This window comes from Pseudomonas sp. GW821-FHT02H09 (assembly GCF_059421425.1).
Genome location: NZ_JBWKVA010000019.1, coordinates 15796 through 33379, shown reverse-complemented (window position 1 = coordinate 33379; position 17584 = coordinate 15796). Strand labels below are relative to the sequence as shown.

Sequence of the window (17584 nt, the reverse complement as noted above, 5' to 3'; positions counted from 1 at the left end):
GTCATGCCCCCCTCATCGCAAGCCCGATTGCCGCCGACGAAATTCTCCCGGCGTCATTTGTGCGTATCGCTGGAAGAACCGGCTGAAGTAGGCAGGGTCCTTGAAACCCAGCTGATAGCAGATTTCGTTGGCCGAGTTGCCGGTGAACAACAGCAGGCGCCTGGCTTCCTGCATCAACCGCTCGAACACCAGGCGCTTGGAGGGCAAGTCGGCGATCCGTCGACACACGTCATTGAGACGGGCTTCTGTCACACCGATTCGATCGGCATAGCGCGACAGTGGCCAATGCTGCAGGTAATGCGTTTCGATCAGTTCATTGAAACGATGAAATATTTGCAGGTCCTCATGCCTGGCAGGTTTCGCCTCGAGCGAATTGGCCGAGAGCCTGAGCAGGCTGATAACGATCAGACGAGTCAAGGCATCGAGGGCAGGCCCGCGCCCGGAACGCTGTTGGTTGATTTCGCTTTGCAGCTCGTCAAACAGCAACTCCAGACGCCTGGCCTCCACATCGAACTCCGGTGCCAACCGTGTCAGGGCCACGCAAACCGGCGGGATCTGGAACCTGGGCGCAAGGCTCGGATCGGCCTCGATCAATTCCCAGACAAGTTGCTGGCGTACCGTCAACACATGGCCTTCGCTATCGGGCTCGGTAACGAACGAGTGGGGAATGGTCGGCGGAGTCAGGAAGTACATCGGCCCCGATTCCAGATACTGCTGGTCGTCAAGGTAGACCCGTACCGCGCCGTTTTTGACGTAATGGACCTGAAAGAAACGGTCGTGACGATGCACTGGCATGTTGCGGCCAAAGAACCCGGCCAGATTGCTCAGTTTGTCGTAATGCACTTCGGCATCGCTGTAGCGTTGGTCGTAGACCTGGCCGATGTTGATATTGGGGATCGGCTGGCGATCAGTCATGACAGTGTTCTCATTCTTGTTTTTTGTTTCGGTCCAATCCTGGACACATCCTGCGCCATCCTCAAACCGAGAGCTAGTTGTCGTGTGCTCCACAAGCGCTTGACGATAGTTAACATATTAATTATTACGTTAATACATTAACTAATTACACGCAGGGCACCCACCGCCCTGCAACTGCCAGGAGAAAAGCATGAGCCGTGCCTTGCATGACATTGCGACCGGCACCCTGTTCGGTGTCGCGCTGAACTAACTGAATGCTTGAAAGACGCGATAAGACTCAACGCTCTGAAACGGCGAGGATCTGGCGCGTTTGTTAAGTCGGGAACAAGGCAAACAGATAGCCGTCACAACAAGGAGGCCATGGGTTTTTCCCTGGGCCTCTCTTGTTGGAGGCGCGCGCAACCGGCGCTCTTCAGCTGCAATCCGGCAGCACGAGCCGCTCTGGTGATTTGACCTGATCCGCTTGCGACGCCTCGCTCACCGTCGAGGTGACCATCGTCGCAATAATGGACTTCAGCGCCAGCTGCCCCACGGGCTGGCCCTGACTGTTGGTGACCACCAACTCATCGAGCCCCGCTTCGACCAGTCGTTTGACCGCCGACTCGAGTGACGTCCCCATTGGCAGCGCCAACGTCGCTCCGGCCTTCACCCGAACAAATGGCCTCATGATCGCCTCGACGCTGATCACCCGCCCCCGGTTCACTTCCTTGACGAAGTTGGCAATGTAATCGTCGGCGGGGTTCATGACGATGTCCTGTCGGGTGCCTTGTTGCACGACTTCACCGTCACGCAGGATGGCTATTCGATCACCGATACGCAGCGCTTCATCGAGATCGTGGGTGATGAAAACGATGGTTTTCTTGATCTCTTTTTGCAGATCCAGGAGCACCGACTGCATATCCATACGGATCAGCGGATCGAGTGCCGAGAACGCCTCGTCCATCAACAATATCGGCGCGTCGCTGGCCAGTGCCCGGGCCAAACCGACCCGCTGCTGCATACCGCCGGAGAGCTGGTTCGGATAATGATTCTCGAAGCCCTTGAGCCCTACCCGCGCAAGCCAGCCCATGGCCACGTCCACTTGCCTGCCACGCGGCAGTCCCCGGATCTCCAGCCCATACACCGCATTGTCGAGCACGGTCCGGTTGGGCAGCAGCGCGAACTTCTGAAACACCATGGAGATTTTATGTCGGCGGAATTCTCGCAGATCGTGCGGGCTCATCTTCAGCACGTCCACGCCACCCACGATGACTTCGCCGGCGGTGGGTTCGATCAATCGGTTGATATGGCGTATCAAGGTCGATTTTCCCGAACCGGAAAGGCCCATGATGACCTGGATGCCCCCGGACGGCATGCTGATGTTGATGTCCTTCAAACCCAGTACATGACTGTGATTGCACAGCAGCTCGGCCTTGCTGATGCCGTTTTTGACCCGCTCGATACTGGCTTGAGCCTGGTAACCGAAGATCTTGTAGAGATGCTTGATTTCGATGCCGAAATCGTTGGACAGATTAGTGACCATGAACCATCTCCAGATGCTTTTGCAGTCTTCTGCCATAGGCCTGACTGACCCGATCGAAGATCACCGCGATACCGACGATGGCCAGGCCGTTGAACATGCCCAAGGTGAAGTACTGGTTGGAAATGGCCTTGAGCACTGGCTGCCCCAGCCCTTGAACACCGATCATCGAGGCGATCACCACCATGGCCAGCGCCATCATGATGGTCTGGTTAATCCCGGCCATGATTGACGGCAGCGCCAGCGGCAACTGGACGTTTTTCAGTTTCTGCCAGCCGGAGGAACCAAAGGCATCGGCGGCTTCGAGCATTTCGGCATCGACGTGGCGGATACCGAGATTGGTCAGCCGGATCATTGGCGGCAAGGCGTAGACCACCACCGCAATCAGCCCCGCGACCTTGCCGATCCCCAATAGCATCACCACCGGGATCAGGTAGACAAAACTCGGCAGGGTCTGCATCACATCCAGCACCGGGCTGATCAGGTTCTGCAGGCGATTGGAGCGGGCCATGGCAATTCCGGTCGGCAAGCCGATGACGATGGATATCACGGTACAGACGAAGATCATCGACAGGGTCTTCATCGTGTCGGTCCACATGTCCAGATAACCGATCGCCATCAGCGTCAACACACAACCCAAAACAATCTTCCAGCTGCGGCTGGCAAACCAGGCAATCAAGGCGACGAGCAGAATGATGATCGGCCATGGCGTCGTGGTCATGAACCGCTCGGACTGATTGAGGAAATACTGCAACGGCTCGAAGAACGCTTCGAAGCCATTGCCATAGGTGCTGGTGAAGTGTCGAAAGGCACCGTCAATAGCCTTTTTCAAAGCCCTAAGTCTTTCGTCCTCCATATGTGGAAAGCTTGATAGCCACTCCATAACATTCCCCTTTTGTAGAAGACCGTAAGAACACTGGCAGTCATTTCAATACATGGGTGTTTTTATTTTTATCTGCGCAAGGATCAATGCAGCGCATCGCAACGGCTGCATTGATCCGAGAGATTAAAGCGCAGCCTTGATCTTGCCGGTCGCTTCAGGGGTGACCCACTGGCTCCAGAGTGCTTCGTTGTTTTTGAGGAAGTACTTGGCCCCTTCCTCTCCGGTGGCCTGGTTATCGGTCATCCAGGCAATCAGGCGGTTCACCGTCTCATTGGACCAGGCGCGTTTGTTCAGGTACGCCATGACGGTTGGCGAGCGAGCGGCGAAGGACTTGGTGGTCAAGGTAAAGACCCGGTCGATCGGCCAGCCGTTAGGCTTGGGATCAGGACAGTCGGCGACTGTATTGCAACGCTTCCATTCCACCGGGTCGGTGGGAATGCCATTTTCCAGCTTCACCATCGGATACTTGCCCAACAAGGCGGTGGGTGCCCAGTAGAAACCCAGCCAGGGCGCCTTGCGCTCATAGGCTTTGGCGATGGAACCATCAAGCGCCGCGGCCGAGCCGGTATCCACCAGAACAAAGCCGGCTTTCTCGAACCCGTAAGCCTTGTAGAATTGGCTGGTCACCACCGTGCCGCCCCAGCCTTGTGGACCGTTGTAGATCGCGCCTTTTTTCGCATCGTCAGGCGCCGGGAACAGCTCGGGGTGCTTCTTCACATCATCGAAGCTCTTGATGTCCGGATGGGCGTCGGCGACGTATTTCGGAATCCACCAGCCTTGCGAGCCACCATCGGACAATGAACGCGCCGCCTGAATGAGGTTACCGTTTTGAACACCCGTCCTGGCGACCTCCGGAACCAGGTCGATCCAGCCTTCCGGGGCAATATCGGGCCGACCCTTTTCGACCATGGAGGTGATGGTTGGAACGGTATCCCCGGTCACCAGATCGGCATTACAACCGTAGCCTGCGTTGAGGATCAGCTTGTCGACGTTGGCCATCACTTCAGCCGATTGCCAGTTCATGTTGGCGATAGTCACATCGCCACATTCAGACGCTGAGGCCCAACCACTGAATGCAACGATCCCCAATGCAACTCCCGTCTTCGAGAAAGACTTTATATTCATAAACGCTACCCTCGATTGCGGCCAAAGTTAAGAAGGGTCAACTACCGCATCATTGAACCTTCTTTCATGTCAGCAGAATGGGCAAATGGACTCATGGAACAGGCGACTGAGGTCGCCGAATCCAGACCTGCTTTTATTGTTTTATCGAAGCCGCCGGCGATCATGGCTTCGAGGCCTGCCGCCGTAACGCCCCGGTAGTTGATGAGCGTTTGCAAGAGCTCGTCGGGGGAGTGTCCATTCCCGATCAACTGGCTGGCATCCACCACCACAGCCTGCACCGCACGCTGGGCAATCGCCGGGGGCAAGCCACTGTTCAAGGCATGCTCGAGCAGGCTGCGCGCCAACAGCGCCGGGTAAGCAGGCCCCGTTCCCACCAGCGCCGTCAGGTAGTTCAAATGGTTTTCGGTGAAGACTTCATCGGCACTACCGAAGGTTTCGAACAGCCTCTGGGTAAAGGCTTTCTGCTCGTCAGTGACACCCATCGCTGCCAACCAAGGCGTATAGGACTTGCCGATTTCTGCTGCGGCATTGGGCATCGCACGAATGACCTGTCGACTTGCCGTATAGGCCGCCACGTTGCGAAGGCTCACGCCGGCCATCAAAGAAATCACCAGCCTGTTTTCAGCGAAAATCTCCACGTCGGCAAATTGTTCCGGGCGTACCGCCACAATGACCACATCACAACGCTCCACCAGCTCCTGGTTGTTGCGCGTTACGGTCACTTGCGGCCACTTCTCACTCGCTACCGGGTTGCTTGCAGAGCGGTTCGAAAGCACCAGCGAGCCGGGCCGGATAAAGGCCTTGTCGAGCATCGCCAGGGCTATCGAGCGGCCAAGCCATCCCGATCCACCGATAATGCCTATCGTGGGTTCGTTGAACATTTGAACCTGCCTTCGTTAATCAGAAGTCGCGGTCAGTCAGGTAGCCGATGAAACGTCATCCGCCTCATAGCCATGACGGAAATAGAAACGTTTCAACTCGCGAGCCAGAGGCTCCTGGCCGGTGAATATCTTCACGTACTCGGGAATCCGCCGCATTCTTTCCCCGATATCCTCTCGGGTGTTGGTGCTGATATAGCCAATCTGCGTCAGGTAAATCGTTCGAGCCCGCACATCGGCGGCGTCGAATGCGTAGCCGAAGCGCACGAACATCCGGATCAGTGCTTCGCGCCTGGCAATGTCGGCCACCCGGATATGTTCGGCCACTTCGGCGGACTGCAAGGCCCAGCTGCGCATGGCAAATTCGAACTGTGAATCGAACAGTTCCGGGTTCAGCCAGCAGTCGAAAACGTTAAGCATCGCCTCGGCAATGCTCTCGGCATAACACTCGGTCTGGGCGATCAGATTGCCGGTGTTCTTCACCCGCCAACGCTCGATCAATGCCGCGAGCAGCTCTTCGCGATCCTTGAAAAACCAGTAGAAACTGGTTCTCGACAGCCCCAGTTTCTTGGCCAGCGGCATCACCCGCACCGTGTCGACACCGCACTCGGTCAGGCTTTCATAGGCGGCGTCGAGCCAGCCTTCCAGCGACCCTCGCCAGCCTGTTTCTACTGCTTTGGTATGTTCATTCATGACTCGATCCTAGCCGCTTGCCAAAAGCCACGCAAGCAAAATGTACACCTATGTCCAGCATGTTGACACAGGTGTACATTTCACCCTAACGTAATTTCAACCCTGACCCGATGCCCTCTTCCGGAGAGTCTTGACGATGCTGAATGATCCGCTCCTCCAGCCCTATCAGTTGAAGCACCTGACTCTCAGAAACCGAATCATGACCACCGCCCACGAACCGGCCTATCCCGTAGACGGCATGCCCAAGGACCTCTATCGCGCCTACCACGTGGAGCGGGCGAAGGCCGGTGTGGCCTTGACCATGACCGCCGGCTCTGCCGCGGTTTCCCGTGACAGCCCGCCGGTGTTCAACAACATCCTGGCCTACAAGGATGAGGTTGTCGGCTGGATGAGAGACCTGACCGACGCCTGCCACGAACATGGCGCAGCGGTCATGATCCAGTTGACCCATCTGGGCCGCCGCACGCGCTGGGACAAGGGTGATTGGCTGCCCGTGGTGTCGCCGTCGTTCGAGCGCGAGGCGTCCCATCGCTCCTTCCCGAAGAAGATGGAAGACTGGGATGTGGAGCGCATCATCAAGGACTACGCCGACGCCGCGGAACGAATGAAGGCAGCGGGCCTGGACGGTATCGAGTTACAGGCCTACGGGCACCTGATGGATCAATTCTGGTCGCCGCTGACCAACGACCTCGATGCACCCTATGGCGGCTCTATCGATAACCGGCTGCGTTTTACCTTCGATATCCTCAGCGCCATCCGCAAGCGCGTCGGCAATGAGTTTATCGTCGGCGTGCGCTATACCGGTGACGAGCAAATGCCCGGCGGGCTGACCCAGACCGATGGCCTGGACATCTCCCGACGTCTGAAAGACAGCGGCATGGTGGACTTTCTCAACGTCATTCGCGGACATATCGACACCGACGCCGGCCTGACCGACGTGATTCCTATCCAGGGCATGCGCAACTCACCGCACCTGGATTTTGCAGGGGAGATTCGCGCCGCCACCGACTTCCCCACCTTTCACGCGGCGAAGATCCCGGACGTGGCCACCGCCCGCCATGCCATCGCCTCAGGCAAGATTGACATGGTCGGCATGACCCGCGCGCACATGACCGACCCGCATCTCGTGCGCAAGATCATCGAGGGCCGCGAAGAGGATATTCGCCCCTGCGTCGGCGCCAACTATTGCCTGGACCGGATCTACCAGGGCGGTGCCGCCTACTGCATTCACAACCCGGCCACAGGCCGTGAAACCAGCATGCCCCATGACATTCCCAAGGCCGGCAACAAACGCAAGATCGTGATTGTCGGTGCCGGTGTTGCCGGGCTGGAAGCCGCACGAGTGGCTGCCGAACGTGGCCATGAAGTCGTGGTGTTCGAAGCCGCCAATCAGGCGGGCGGGCAGGTTCGTCTCACCGCGCAATCACAACGACGGCGGGAAATGATCAGCATCGTCGACTGGCGCATGGCCCAGTGCATGGCTCGGGGCGTTACCTTTCATTTCAATACCTGGGCGCAGGCCAGTACCGTCCACGACGAAAAACCGGACGTGGTGATCATCGCCACCGGCGGCCTGCCCCATACCGAGATCCTCTCTGTTGGAAATGAACTGGTGGTCTCGGCCTGGGACATCATTTCCGGGGATGTGAAGCCCGGGCGCAATGTCCTGCTGTTCGACGACGCGGGCGATCACGCGGGCCTGCAAGCCGCGGAGTTCATCGCCAAAAGCGGCGCAAAAGTCGAAATCATGACGCCGGACCGCACCTTTGCACCGGAAGTCATGGCGATGAACCTGGTGCCCTATATGCGCTCGCTGCAAGCACTGGATACAACCTTCACCGTCACCTTCCGCCTGCTCGCCGTCGAACGCGAGGGTCAGGATCTGCTGGCGACCATCGACAGTGACTACGGCAACGCGCGCAAGACCCGACGCGTCGATCAGGTGGTGGTCAACCACGGCACCCGACCGCTGGACGAGCTGTATTTCGAATTGAAAGCCGCCTCCAGCAATGGTGGCGTGGTTGAGCATCAGGACCTGATCGTCGGCAACCCGCAAAATGTCGTGACCAACCCGGACGGTGTATTTCAGCTGTTTCGCATTGGCGATGCGGTGGCTGCGCGTAACACCCACGCCGCTATCTACGATGCCTTGAGACTGGTCAAGGACTTGTAAACGATCCCATTGCCGGGGTGGAGAACGCCATGCAAAAAGATGAAACTCCATCCTGGAGAATTGCCGGGAAAAACGGCATTCAGGGACCGGTCGAAGGCTCTCGCTATCACTCGTCTTCGGCAGATGACTGGCTGCCGACCCGGGCTGAAGGTTTCTGGATCAAACCGCTGTTCGAAGACACCGGGCGCGGTGAAAAAACCCTCTTGATGAAGGTCGACCCAGGCGCCCATGTCGCCAGCCATACCCATGCAGGCGAGCTGGAACAACTGTTCGTACTGCAAGGCTCATTCTTTGATCAGGACCGAACGCTGAACGTCGGGGACTACTGTTGCCGGGCACCCGATGCGGCTCACAGCGCGGGCTCCGTACAAGGAGCCATCCTGCTGGTGATCTATACCCGCCGCTGACCGATGCGCAAAGGATTGTTTGCGGATATCACGTGGTGATGTCATCCATCTCGGACTCTCGTCGCGACGTCACTTTCCCCTGCCACGAAAATGCAGCGTTGCCTGCTCCATCTTTTCGAAATCTTTATCTCGCCCCCCTGAATATTTTCAGCATCTTGATACCTGAAAAACTAGCCTAGAGGCCTGTACGGTTAGTTCGTTAGTTCGTTAGTTCAAATTCGGATGCCAGAAGTCCCTGGCCAAGGCGCTGTGACGAGTCATAGCCCGCTATGGCGAGGAACAGCAACGCAGGATAGGGGCTTGTGGCGCCGAAGTTGACTGACAGAACTAACCACACAGGCCACTAGACAGCATCACAGGAGGGATCGCGATGGACTTCGTCTTTCTAGGGCTCGGTGCGTTGTGCTTCGTCACCGTAGTCGGCATGGCCTACGGTTGTGCCGCGCTAAACAGGAGGCGTTGATGAACGGCTTCTACCTTTTCGGCGGCTTGCTGGCGCTCGGGCTGCTCGTCTACCTCATCGCCGCACTGCTGTTTCCGGAGGACTTCTTATGACGATCCAGGCCTGGACTCTGCTTGGCGTCTATCTCTTGGTGCTGGTTGCATTGGCATGGCCGCTCGCGAGATGGATCGCCACGGTGATGGAGGGCCGATTTACCCTCGGCTCACGTATCGAGGCACCGTTGTATCGCCTCGCGGGTGTCAAGGCTGACGTCGAGATGGGTTGGCTTCAGTACATGCTCGCGCTGCTGATATTCAACATTTCAGGGTTGCTGGCAGTCTATGCACTGCAACGGCTGCAGGGTTTTCTTCCACTCAATCCGCAGGGTTTTGGCACCATCAGCCCCGACTCGTCGTTCAACACCGCAGCCAGCTTCGTCACCAATACTGACTGGCAGGGCTATAGCGGCGAGTCGACGATGAGTTACCTGACCCAGATGCTCGCGCTGACGGTGCAGAATTTTCTATCGGCGGCCACCGGTCTGGTGGTGGTGATGGCGCTGATCCGCGGCTTCGCGCGCCACAGTGCAACCAGCATCGGCAATATCTGGACCGACCTCACTCGCGTCACGTTGTGGGTCCTGCTGCCGCTGTCGCTGGTATTCGGGTTGTTCTTCGTCAGCCAGGGCGTGATCCAGAATTTCGATCCCTACAAGGACGTGACGACGCTGGAGGTGACGCAGTACCAATCACCCCAGCTCGATGCGGCCGGCCAGCCAATCAAGGATGCACAAGGCAACCCGGTCCTGCAGGACCATACGAGCAACACGCAAACCCTCGCGATGGGACCTGTGGCGTCACAGGAAGCGATCAAAATGCTCGGTACCAACGGTGGCGGTTTCTTCAACGCCAACTCGGCGCATCCCTACGAGAACCCCACTGCGCTGGCGAACTTCTTCCAGTTGATCGCCATCTTCCTGATCCCCACTGCACTGTGTTTCGTGTTCGGCCGCGTTGTGGGTGATCAACGCCAGGGTTGGGCGGTATTGGCGGCGATGACGATCATTTTTGTCGTCGCTGTCGTGGCGGTCACCCATTACGAACAGCTCGGCAATCCGCAGCTCTCGGCGCTGGGCGTCGACGCTGCCGCGGGCAACATGGAAGGCAAGGAGGTGCGGTTTGGCATCTCGGCGTCGAGCCTGTTCGCCGCCGTCACCACCTCGGCGTCGTGCGGGGCGGTGAATGGCATGCACGACTCGTTCACGCCGCTAGGCGGTGCCGTTCCGCTGGTGTTGATGCAACTGGGCGAAGTGGTATTCGGCGGTGTCGGCTCAGGCCTGTATGGCATGTTGGTGTTTGCCATTCTCGCGGTTTTCATCGCTGGCCTGATGATCGGCCGCACACCCGAGTATCTCGGCAAGAAGATTGAGGCTTACGAGATGAAGATGGTGTCCATCGCAATCCTCGTGACACCACTGCTGGTGCTCTTCGGGACGGCGATTGCGGTAATGGCCGATGCGGGCCGGATCGGCGTTGCCAACCCCGCAGCCCATGGCTTCTCCGAAATCCTTTATGCCCTTACCTCGGCTGCCAACAATAACGGTAGCGCTTTCGCCGGTCTGTCAGCCAATACACCGTTCTACAACACGATACTCGCTATCGCGAGCTGGTTTGGTCGCTTCGGCGTCATCGTACCGGTACTGGCAATTGCCGGCAGCCTTGCAGCCAAGAAACGACTGGCCGTGACGGCAGGCACGATGCCCACGCACGGGATGCTGTTCGTCGTTCTGTTGATCGGCACCGTGCTGCTGGTCGGCCTGCTGAACTACGTGCCGGCGCTGGCGCTGGGACCGGTCGTCGAACATCTGGTGCTGTTCAAGTGAGTCCAGGAAAATGACACGAAAATCATTCACCTTATTCGACCCAACCCTGGCCAGACCCGCCATTGTCGAGTCGTTTCGCAAACTCAGCCCCAGGGTGCAGTGGCGCAACCCGGTGATGTTCGTCGTCTATGTCGGCGCGATCCTCACCACCGGCTTGTGGATCCAGGCTCTGGGCGGCAAAGGCGAGGCAAGCAGCGGCTTTATCGTCGCCGTGACCTTGTGGCTGTGGTTCACCGTGCTGTTCGCCAATTTTGCCGAGGCCCTCGCGGAAGGTCGCAGCAAGGCTCAGGCGGCTTCTCTGCGCGACCTCAAAAAGGAGATCTGGGCCAAGAAGCTGCGCGAACCCCACTATGGCTCAGAGTGGCAACTGGCTCAGTCCAGCGATCTCTGCAAGGGTGACGTGGTGGTGGTCGAAGCAGGCGATCTCGGAGGTTCTCTGATTCCCGCCGATGGCGATGTGATCGAGGGCGCAGCGTCAGTGGACGAGTCAGCAATCACTGGCGAGTCAGCGCCGGTAATCCGGGAGGCTGGCGGCGATTTTTCCGCGGTGACCGGCGGGACACGGGTGCTCTCCGACTGGATCGTCATTCGCGTCACGACGAACCCCGGTGAAACCTTCGTCGACCGCATGATCGCGATGGTCGAGAACGCCAAGCGGCAGAAGACTCCAAACGAAATCGCGTTATCGATCTTGCTGGTGGCCCTGACCATCGTGTTTCTCGGCGTCACCGTCACCCTGCTGCCGTATTCGCTGTATGGCGTCGAAGTGGCGAAGTCCGGGTCGCCCATCTCGATCACCGTACTGGTCGCCCTGCTCGTCTGCCTGATTCCCACGACCATTGCCGGCCTGTTGTCGGCGGTGGGTGTAGCCGGCATGAGCCGCATGATGGAAGCCAACGTGATTGCCACCTCGGGGCGGGCGGTGGAGGCCGCTGGTGACGTCGACGTGTTGCTGCTCGACAAGACCGGCACCATCACCCTCGGCAATCGCCAGGCATCCGCCTTTCTGCCGGCACCGGGAGTCAAGGAATCGGAACTGGCCGACGTGGCGCAACTCGCCTCACTTGCCGATGAAACCCCCGAAGGCCGCAGCATCGTGGTACTGGCAAAACAGCGGTTCAACCTGCGTGAGCGCGACATCCACACGCTCGGCGCGCATTTTGTTCACTTCTCGGCGCAGACGCGTATGAGCGGCGTCGACATGGGCAACCGGCAGATACGAAAGGGAGCGGCCGAAGCGATCCATAAACATGTTGACGCCCTGGGCGGCAACTTTCCGGAGAAAGTGCAAGCCATCGTCGACGACGTTGCCCGCCGTGGCAGCACGCCGCTGGTGGTGACAGACGGGCTCAAGGTTCTCGGTGTCATAGAACTCAAAGACATCATCAAGGGCGGCATCAAGGAACGCTTTGCCGAACTGCGCCGCATGGGTATCAAGACCGTGATGGTGACCGGTGACAATCGGCTCACCGCAGCGGCAATCGCTGCCGAAGCGGGGGTCGATGACTTCCTGGCCGAAGCGACGCCCGAGGACAAACTGCGGTTGATCCGCAGTCACCAAAGCGAAGGTCGACTGGTCGCGATGACGGGCGACGGCACCAACGATGCACCGGCCCTGGCTCAGGCCGACGTTGCGGTGGCCATGAACTCGGGTACCCAGGCTGCCAAAGAGGCCGGCAACATGGTCGACCTCGATAGCAACCCGACCAAGTTGATCGAGGTGGTGGAAACGGGCAAGCAGATGCTGATGACCCGAGGCTCATTGACCACCTTCTCGATCGCCAACGACATCGCGAAATACTTCGCGATCGTCCCGGCCGCTTTCGTCAGCACCTATCCGCAGCTCTCCGCGCTCAACATCATGGGGCTCGCAAGCCCGAACTCGGCGGTCTTGTCCGCGGTGATCTTCAATGCACTGATCATTGTCTTCCTGATCCCGCTGGCGTTGAAAGGCGTCAAGTACCGCCCGGTCGGAGCAGCGTTGCTGCTGCGCCGGAACTTGTTGATCTACGGTCTGGGCGGCGTGATCGTGCCGTTCATTGGTATAAAACTGATCGACATGACCTTGTCGGTTGTCGGTCTGACTTGAAGGAGCGCTCACATGTCATCCTTGCTCCGTCCGGCATTGACACTGCTCATCGTACTTTCTCTGATGACCGGCGTGGCCTATCCGCTGGCCATGACCGGCATCGCCAGACTGATATTCCCGCAGCAGGCTGCGGGCAGCCTGATCGAGAAGGACGGCAAACCGGTGGGTTCCATGTTGATCGGCCAGGCATTCAGTGATCCCAGGTACTTCTGGAGCCGTCCATCCGCCACGAGCCCCATGCCTTATAACGCCAGCGCCTCGAGCGGATCGAATCTGGGCCCGCTGAACCCGGCCCTGGCCGACGCCGTCAAGAGCCGCATCGCAGCACTGCGCGCAGCCGACCCGAGCAACAGTGCGCCGGCACCGGCTGACCTGGTCTACAGTTCTGCCAGTGGACTTGACCCACATATCAGTGTCGTTGCCGCCGACTACCAGGCCGCCCGGGTCGCGCGGATCCGCAACCTGCCACTCGAGCGCGTGCGCGCACTGATTGTCGAACACTCCGAAGGCCCGCTGCTGGGGTTCCTGGGCGAGCCGCGGGTCAACGTCCTGGCACTGAACCTGGCACTCGACGCCGCACGCTGAGAGCCGACTCATACACGGTGGTCCTGATGGACGGACAACGCCCTGACCCGGATCAATTGCTGGCGCAGATTCGCGAGGAGGAATCGCAGGCGAAGCGCGGCCGACTGAAAATTTTTTTCGGTGCCAGCGCCGGTGTCGGCAAGACATACGCGATGCTCCTCGCCGCCCGTGCAGCGCAAGAGCTGAATGTCGATGTGTTGATTGGCGTGGTCGAAACCCACGGTCGCGCCGAGACACAAGCGCTGGTTTCCGGGCTCCAGCAGCTGCCGCTCAAACAAGTCCTCTACAAGGATCGCACGCTGACTGAATTCGATCTCGACGGTGCGCTTGAGCGCAAACCGAAACTGATCCTGATCGATGAGCTGGCGCATTCCAATCTCGCCGGCTCCAGGCACCCGAAACGCTGGCAGGATGTCGAGGAACTGCTCAGCACCGGCATTGATGTCTGGTCGACGATGAACGTTCAACATCTTGAGAGCCTGAATGACATTGTCGGCGGCATCACCGGGATCCGGGTGTGGGAAACGGTGCCCGACCACGTGTTTGACAGCGCAGACGAAGTGGTCATCGTCGATTTGCCACCCGACGACCTGTTGCAGCGTTTGAAGGAAGGCAAAGTGTACCTGGCGCATCAAGCCGAACACGCGGTGCACAATTTCTTCCGCAAGGGCAACCTCATAGCGCTGCGAGAATTGGCTCTGCGCCGAACGGCCGACCGGGTCGACAACGAGATGCTGCAATACCGCCAAAGCGGTGCGGTACAGCCCGTCTGGGGCACACGAGATTCCTTGCTTGCCTGCGTCGGCCCAGGGGAGCGCACAGAGAAAACCGTGCGCTCGACCGCGCGTCTGGCGGCCCAACTCAATGTGCCCTGGCATGCCGTCTACGTCGAGACACCCGCATTGCAACGCCTGCCCGATGTCGCACGCCAGCGTGTCCTGCGCACCTTGAAACTCGCCCAAGAGATGGGGGCGCAGATTTCGACCCTGGCCGGCCAGGACGTTGCCCAGACCCTGGTCAAGTATGCACGACAGCACAACCTCTCCAAGGTCGTGCTTGGGCGTGACGATACGCCGCGCCGATGGCCCTGGACTCGCATGCTGGCGGATCGGATCGGTGAGCTTGGAAGCGACCTGGACGTGGTTCAGATCGCACTCCCGGCACAACAACGTACTCGACCGGAGAAGGCCACCGTCGGCAGCGAGAATCGCGTGGTGTGGCCTGCCTACGCCATGAGTGCTGCGATCTGTGCGGCGACCACCTTGCTCGCCACGCCCCTGTTGCAGGTATTCGAACTGACCAATATCGTGATGCTGTTCCTGCTCGCGGTCGTCGGCATCGCGGTTCGCTATGGCCGCGGTCCGGCGGTTCTCGCAGCATTCCTCTCGGTTGGTGCGTTCGACTTCTTCTTCGTGCCACCGCGTTTTTCGTTCACCATCAACGACGCCCAGTACCTGGTGACCTTCGGCGTAATGCTCGTTGTGGCACTGGTGATCGGTCAAATGACTGCCGGCCTGACCTACCAGGCACGGGTAGCGCAAAAGCGCGAAGATCGCATACGAGCGCTGTATGAGATGTCCCGGTATTTGTCCGCAGCACTCATGACCGAGCAAGTGGCCGAGATCGGCACGCGTTTCCTCGCAGACGAATTCAACGCACGATCGGCATTGCTCGTCGCCGATGACAACGACAAGCTGCAAGCGCCGATGACCACCGGCGATGCTCCTGAGGTCGACTCTGCCATTGCCCAGTGGTCCTTCGATAAAGCCGAGGCAGCCGGATACGGAACCGATACCCTGCCGGCGAGCCCGACCCTCTATCTGCCGCTGTCAGCGCCAATGCGCGTACGCGGTGTATTGGCGATACAACCGCGCGACTCAACTCGTCTGGCCGTTCCGGAGCAGCGACGCCTGCTCGACACGTGCGCGTCGCTGTTAGCCATCTCGCTGGAAAGAATCCATTACGTCAATGTCGCTCAGGACACCACGGTTCAGATGGAATCCGAGCGCCTGCGTAACTCGCTGCTGGCTGCGATCTCGCACGACCTGCGAACACCCCTTGCGGCGATGGTCGGATTGGCGGAGACACTGACGCTGACCAAGCCCCCGTTGACCGGCGAGCCCGTTGAGATTGCCCATGCGATACGTGAATCAGCGCTGCGCATGAACACTCTGGTTAACAATTTGCTCGACATGGCACGACTTGAATCAGGCGCGGTTGCACTGAATCTCCAGTGGCAGCCCCTGGAGGAAGTAGTGGGCAGTTCGCTGAGGGCCGTTCGCCCTGCTTTAGGCGCGCGCCCGGTGCAGGTGTCCCTACCTGAGGACCTGCCGCTGGTCCAGATTGATACTGTTTTGATCGAGCGAATTCTCGTCAACTTGCTTGAGAACGCCGGCAAGTACACACCGCCCGACACGCCCATCAGAATTGGCGCTGAAGCGACCAGTGACACCATTGAATTATGGGTCGACGACTTTGGTCCTGGATTGCCGCGAGGACACGAGGAAGCGATATTCAGCAAGTTCGAGCGTGGTAAAAAGGAAAGCGCAATCCCGGGCGTCGGGCTAGGACTTGCCATCAGCCGTGCCATCGCCCAGGTCCATGGCGGAACGGTTCACGGCGTCACGCGTCCGGATGGCGGTGCGCGTTTCACGCTGAGTCTGCCACGCGGCGAGCCACCCATTATCGAACAGCCTGCGGAGCCGACTGACGAGGACCAACCATGAGCGAAACGGCGCTGCGTGTCCTGATCGTTGAGGACGAAATTGAAATCCGGCGCTTCGTGCGCATGGCGCTGCAGGCCGAAGGTCTGCTGGTGTATGAGGCAGAGTCGCTGGAGCGTGGTCTCATTGAAGCCGGGACACGACGTCCCGACCTCATTGTGCTTGACCTCGGACTGCCAGATGGCGATGGGGTCGATCTCATCCGGGATCTGCGGACGTGGTCGCAGGTCCCGATTATTGTCTTGTCGGCGCGTAGTGCCGAGTCCGCGAAAATCGTTGCGCTGGATACCGGTGCCGATGACTATCTGGTCAAACCCTTTGGCACCGGTGAACTGCTCGCGCGAGTCCGGGCCCAGTTGCGCCGGAGCGTGAAGGGTGTTGAGAGCACCTCGATCGTGACCTTTGGTGACGTGCGGATCGATATGGAACGGCGTGTCGTGGAGCGCTCCGGCGTCCCCGTGCATCTGACGCCACTGGAGTACCGCCTGCTGACTCATTTGTGCGCCCATCCAGACCGTGTACTGACGCATCTGCAATTGCTCAAGGCGGTCTGGGGGCCTAACCATCAAACAGATACGCAATATCTGCGAGTGTTCATGGGCGGTCTGCGCAAGAAGATCGAGGTGGACCCCTCGCAACCGCGCCACCTGATCACCGAGACCGGTGTCGGCTACCGTTTTCTTCCTTGAGCGGAGCCTTGATATGGCGGGCCCCTTACGCTCCAAACACCTGTCTCGATACCTCAAGGGTGTGCAACGGCATGGCCTGCCTCTGCATCCGGAAACGACGGAGTCGACATGTTCTATCGCATAGCCGCCGACGGGCTGGTGCTGCTCCATTTGCTGTTCATTCTCTTCGTGCTGTGCGGCGGGCTACTAGTGCTCAAATGGCGCCACCTGTGCTGGTGGCACTTGCCCGCTGTGGCTTGGGGGGCGGCGGTCGAGGGCTTCCAGTGGCCCTGCCCGTTGACCGGATGGGAAAACCACCTGCGTCTGGCCGCCGGAGAAGCCGGCCATGGTGCCAGTTTCGTTGAGCATTATCTGTGGCCGCTGATTTATCCGGCCGGGCTGACACCTGGCATACAGGTATGGCTGGGCGCTCTGGTGCTGGTGGTCAATGCGCTCGTCTACCTGTTGCTGCTGAGGCAGTGAAAGGAAACACGCGTGCAACACGCGTTCTGATCCAGTGGAGCTGTCCAAAGCCACAAAAATACGGCTGCACACGGCCTTCGCTAACGGCTACAGATGAGCCGCAAACGCATCCCGAACCA

Annotated in this window: 15 protein-coding genes; 9 read left to right on the top strand and 6 right to left on the bottom strand. The window is 59.2% G+C overall.

The window, feature by feature from the left end:
• Positions 1-12: 12 nt before the first annotated feature.
• From hpaA to AC07VR_RS22960, 6 genes are all read right to left on the bottom strand, one after another.
• The gene (gene hpaA, locus AC07VR_RS22985; protein ID WP_495012640.1) at positions 13-915 is read right to left on the bottom strand and encodes a 4-hydroxyphenylacetate catabolism regulatory protein HpaA; all 903 of its coding nucleotides are present in this window, start codon (positions 913-915) and stop codon (positions 13-15) included.
• Between the two features lie 412 nt (positions 916-1327).
• Positions 1328-2437 (bottom strand): quaternary amine ABC transporter ATP-binding protein, encoded by a 1110-nt coding sequence (locus AC07VR_RS22980; protein WP_494991208.1) that lies wholly within the window; start codon positions 2435-2437, stop codon positions 1328-1330.
• On the bottom strand, positions 2427-3290 hold the full coding sequence (locus tag AC07VR_RS22975; RefSeq protein WP_494991714.1) for an ABC transporter permease: 864 nt from the start codon (positions 3288-3290) through the stop codon (positions 2427-2429). The genes AC07VR_RS22980 and AC07VR_RS22975 overlap by 11 nt, the downstream gene beginning before the upstream one ends.
• Positions 3291-3440: 150 nt before the next feature.
• Complete coding sequence (locus AC07VR_RS22970; RefSeq protein ID WP_495012639.1) at positions 3441-4442, bottom strand: ABC transporter substrate-binding protein; 1002 nt, start codon at positions 4440-4442, stop codon at positions 3441-3443.
• Between the two features lie 41 nt (positions 4443-4483).
• Entirely contained in the window at positions 4484-5323 is an 840-nt protein-coding gene (locus AC07VR_RS22965) for a pyrroline-5-carboxylate reductase family protein (RefSeq protein WP_495012638.1), read from the bottom strand.
• A gap of 36 nt (positions 5324-5359) precedes the next feature.
• Entirely contained in the window at positions 5360-6013 is a 654-nt protein-coding gene (locus AC07VR_RS22960; RefSeq protein ID WP_495012637.1) for a TetR/AcrR family transcriptional regulator, read from the bottom strand.
• Between the two features lie 136 nt (positions 6014-6149).
• On the opposite strand from AC07VR_RS22960, the gene AC07VR_RS22955 reads away from it, so the two are divergent.
• From AC07VR_RS22955 to AC07VR_RS22915, 9 genes are all read left to right on the top strand, one after another.
• Positions 6150-8186 carry an oxidoreductase gene (locus tag AC07VR_RS22955; protein WP_495012636.1) on the top strand — a complete coding sequence of 679 codons (2037 nt, stop codon included), beginning with the start codon at positions 6150-6152 and terminating at the stop codon, positions 8184-8186.
• A gap of 29 nt (positions 8187-8215) precedes the next feature.
• Positions 8216-8593 (top strand): cupin domain-containing protein, encoded by a 378-nt coding sequence (locus tag AC07VR_RS22950; protein WP_495012635.1) that lies wholly within the window; start codon positions 8216-8218, stop codon positions 8591-8593.
• Positions 8594-9055: 462 nt separating this feature from the next.
• On the top strand, positions 9056-9148 hold the full coding sequence (gene kdpF / locus AC07VR_RS22945) for a K(+)-transporting ATPase subunit F (protein WP_494991202.1): 93 nt from the start codon (positions 9056-9058) through the stop codon (positions 9146-9148).
• Entirely contained in the window at positions 9145-10917 is a 1773-nt protein-coding gene (gene kdpA, locus AC07VR_RS22940; protein WP_495012634.1) for a potassium-transporting ATPase subunit KdpA, read from the top strand. Before kdpF ends, kdpA begins: the two co-directional genes overlap by 4 nt.
• A 10-nt stretch (positions 10918-10927) precedes the next feature.
• Positions 10928-13006, top strand: a complete 2079-nt coding sequence (kdpB, locus tag AC07VR_RS22935) for a potassium-transporting ATPase subunit KdpB (RefSeq protein WP_494991200.1) — start codon at positions 10928-10930, stop codon at positions 13004-13006.
• Positions 13007-13018: 12 nt separating this feature from the next.
• Positions 13019-13591 carry a potassium-transporting ATPase subunit KdpC gene (gene kdpC / locus AC07VR_RS22930; protein ID WP_495012633.1) on the top strand — a complete coding sequence of 191 codons (573 nt, stop codon included), beginning with the start codon at positions 13019-13021 and terminating at the stop codon, positions 13589-13591.
• Between the two features lie 26 nt (positions 13592-13617).
• Positions 13618-16317 carry a two-component system sensor histidine kinase KdpD gene (kdpD, locus tag AC07VR_RS22925; protein WP_495012632.1) on the top strand — a complete coding sequence of 900 codons (2700 nt, stop codon included), beginning with the start codon at positions 13618-13620 and terminating at the stop codon, positions 16315-16317.
• Complete coding sequence (gene kdpE / locus AC07VR_RS22920) at positions 16314-17003, top strand: two-component system response regulator KdpE (RefSeq protein WP_494991197.1); 690 nt, start codon at positions 16314-16316, stop codon at positions 17001-17003. Before kdpD ends, kdpE begins: the two co-directional genes overlap by 4 nt.
• Positions 17004-17111: 108 nt before the next feature.
• Positions 17112-17465, top strand: coding sequence for a DUF2784 domain-containing protein (locus AC07VR_RS22915; RefSeq protein WP_495012631.1), 354 nt, complete (start codon positions 17112-17114; stop codon positions 17463-17465).
• The last annotated feature ends 119 nt before the right edge of the window (positions 17466-17584 follow it).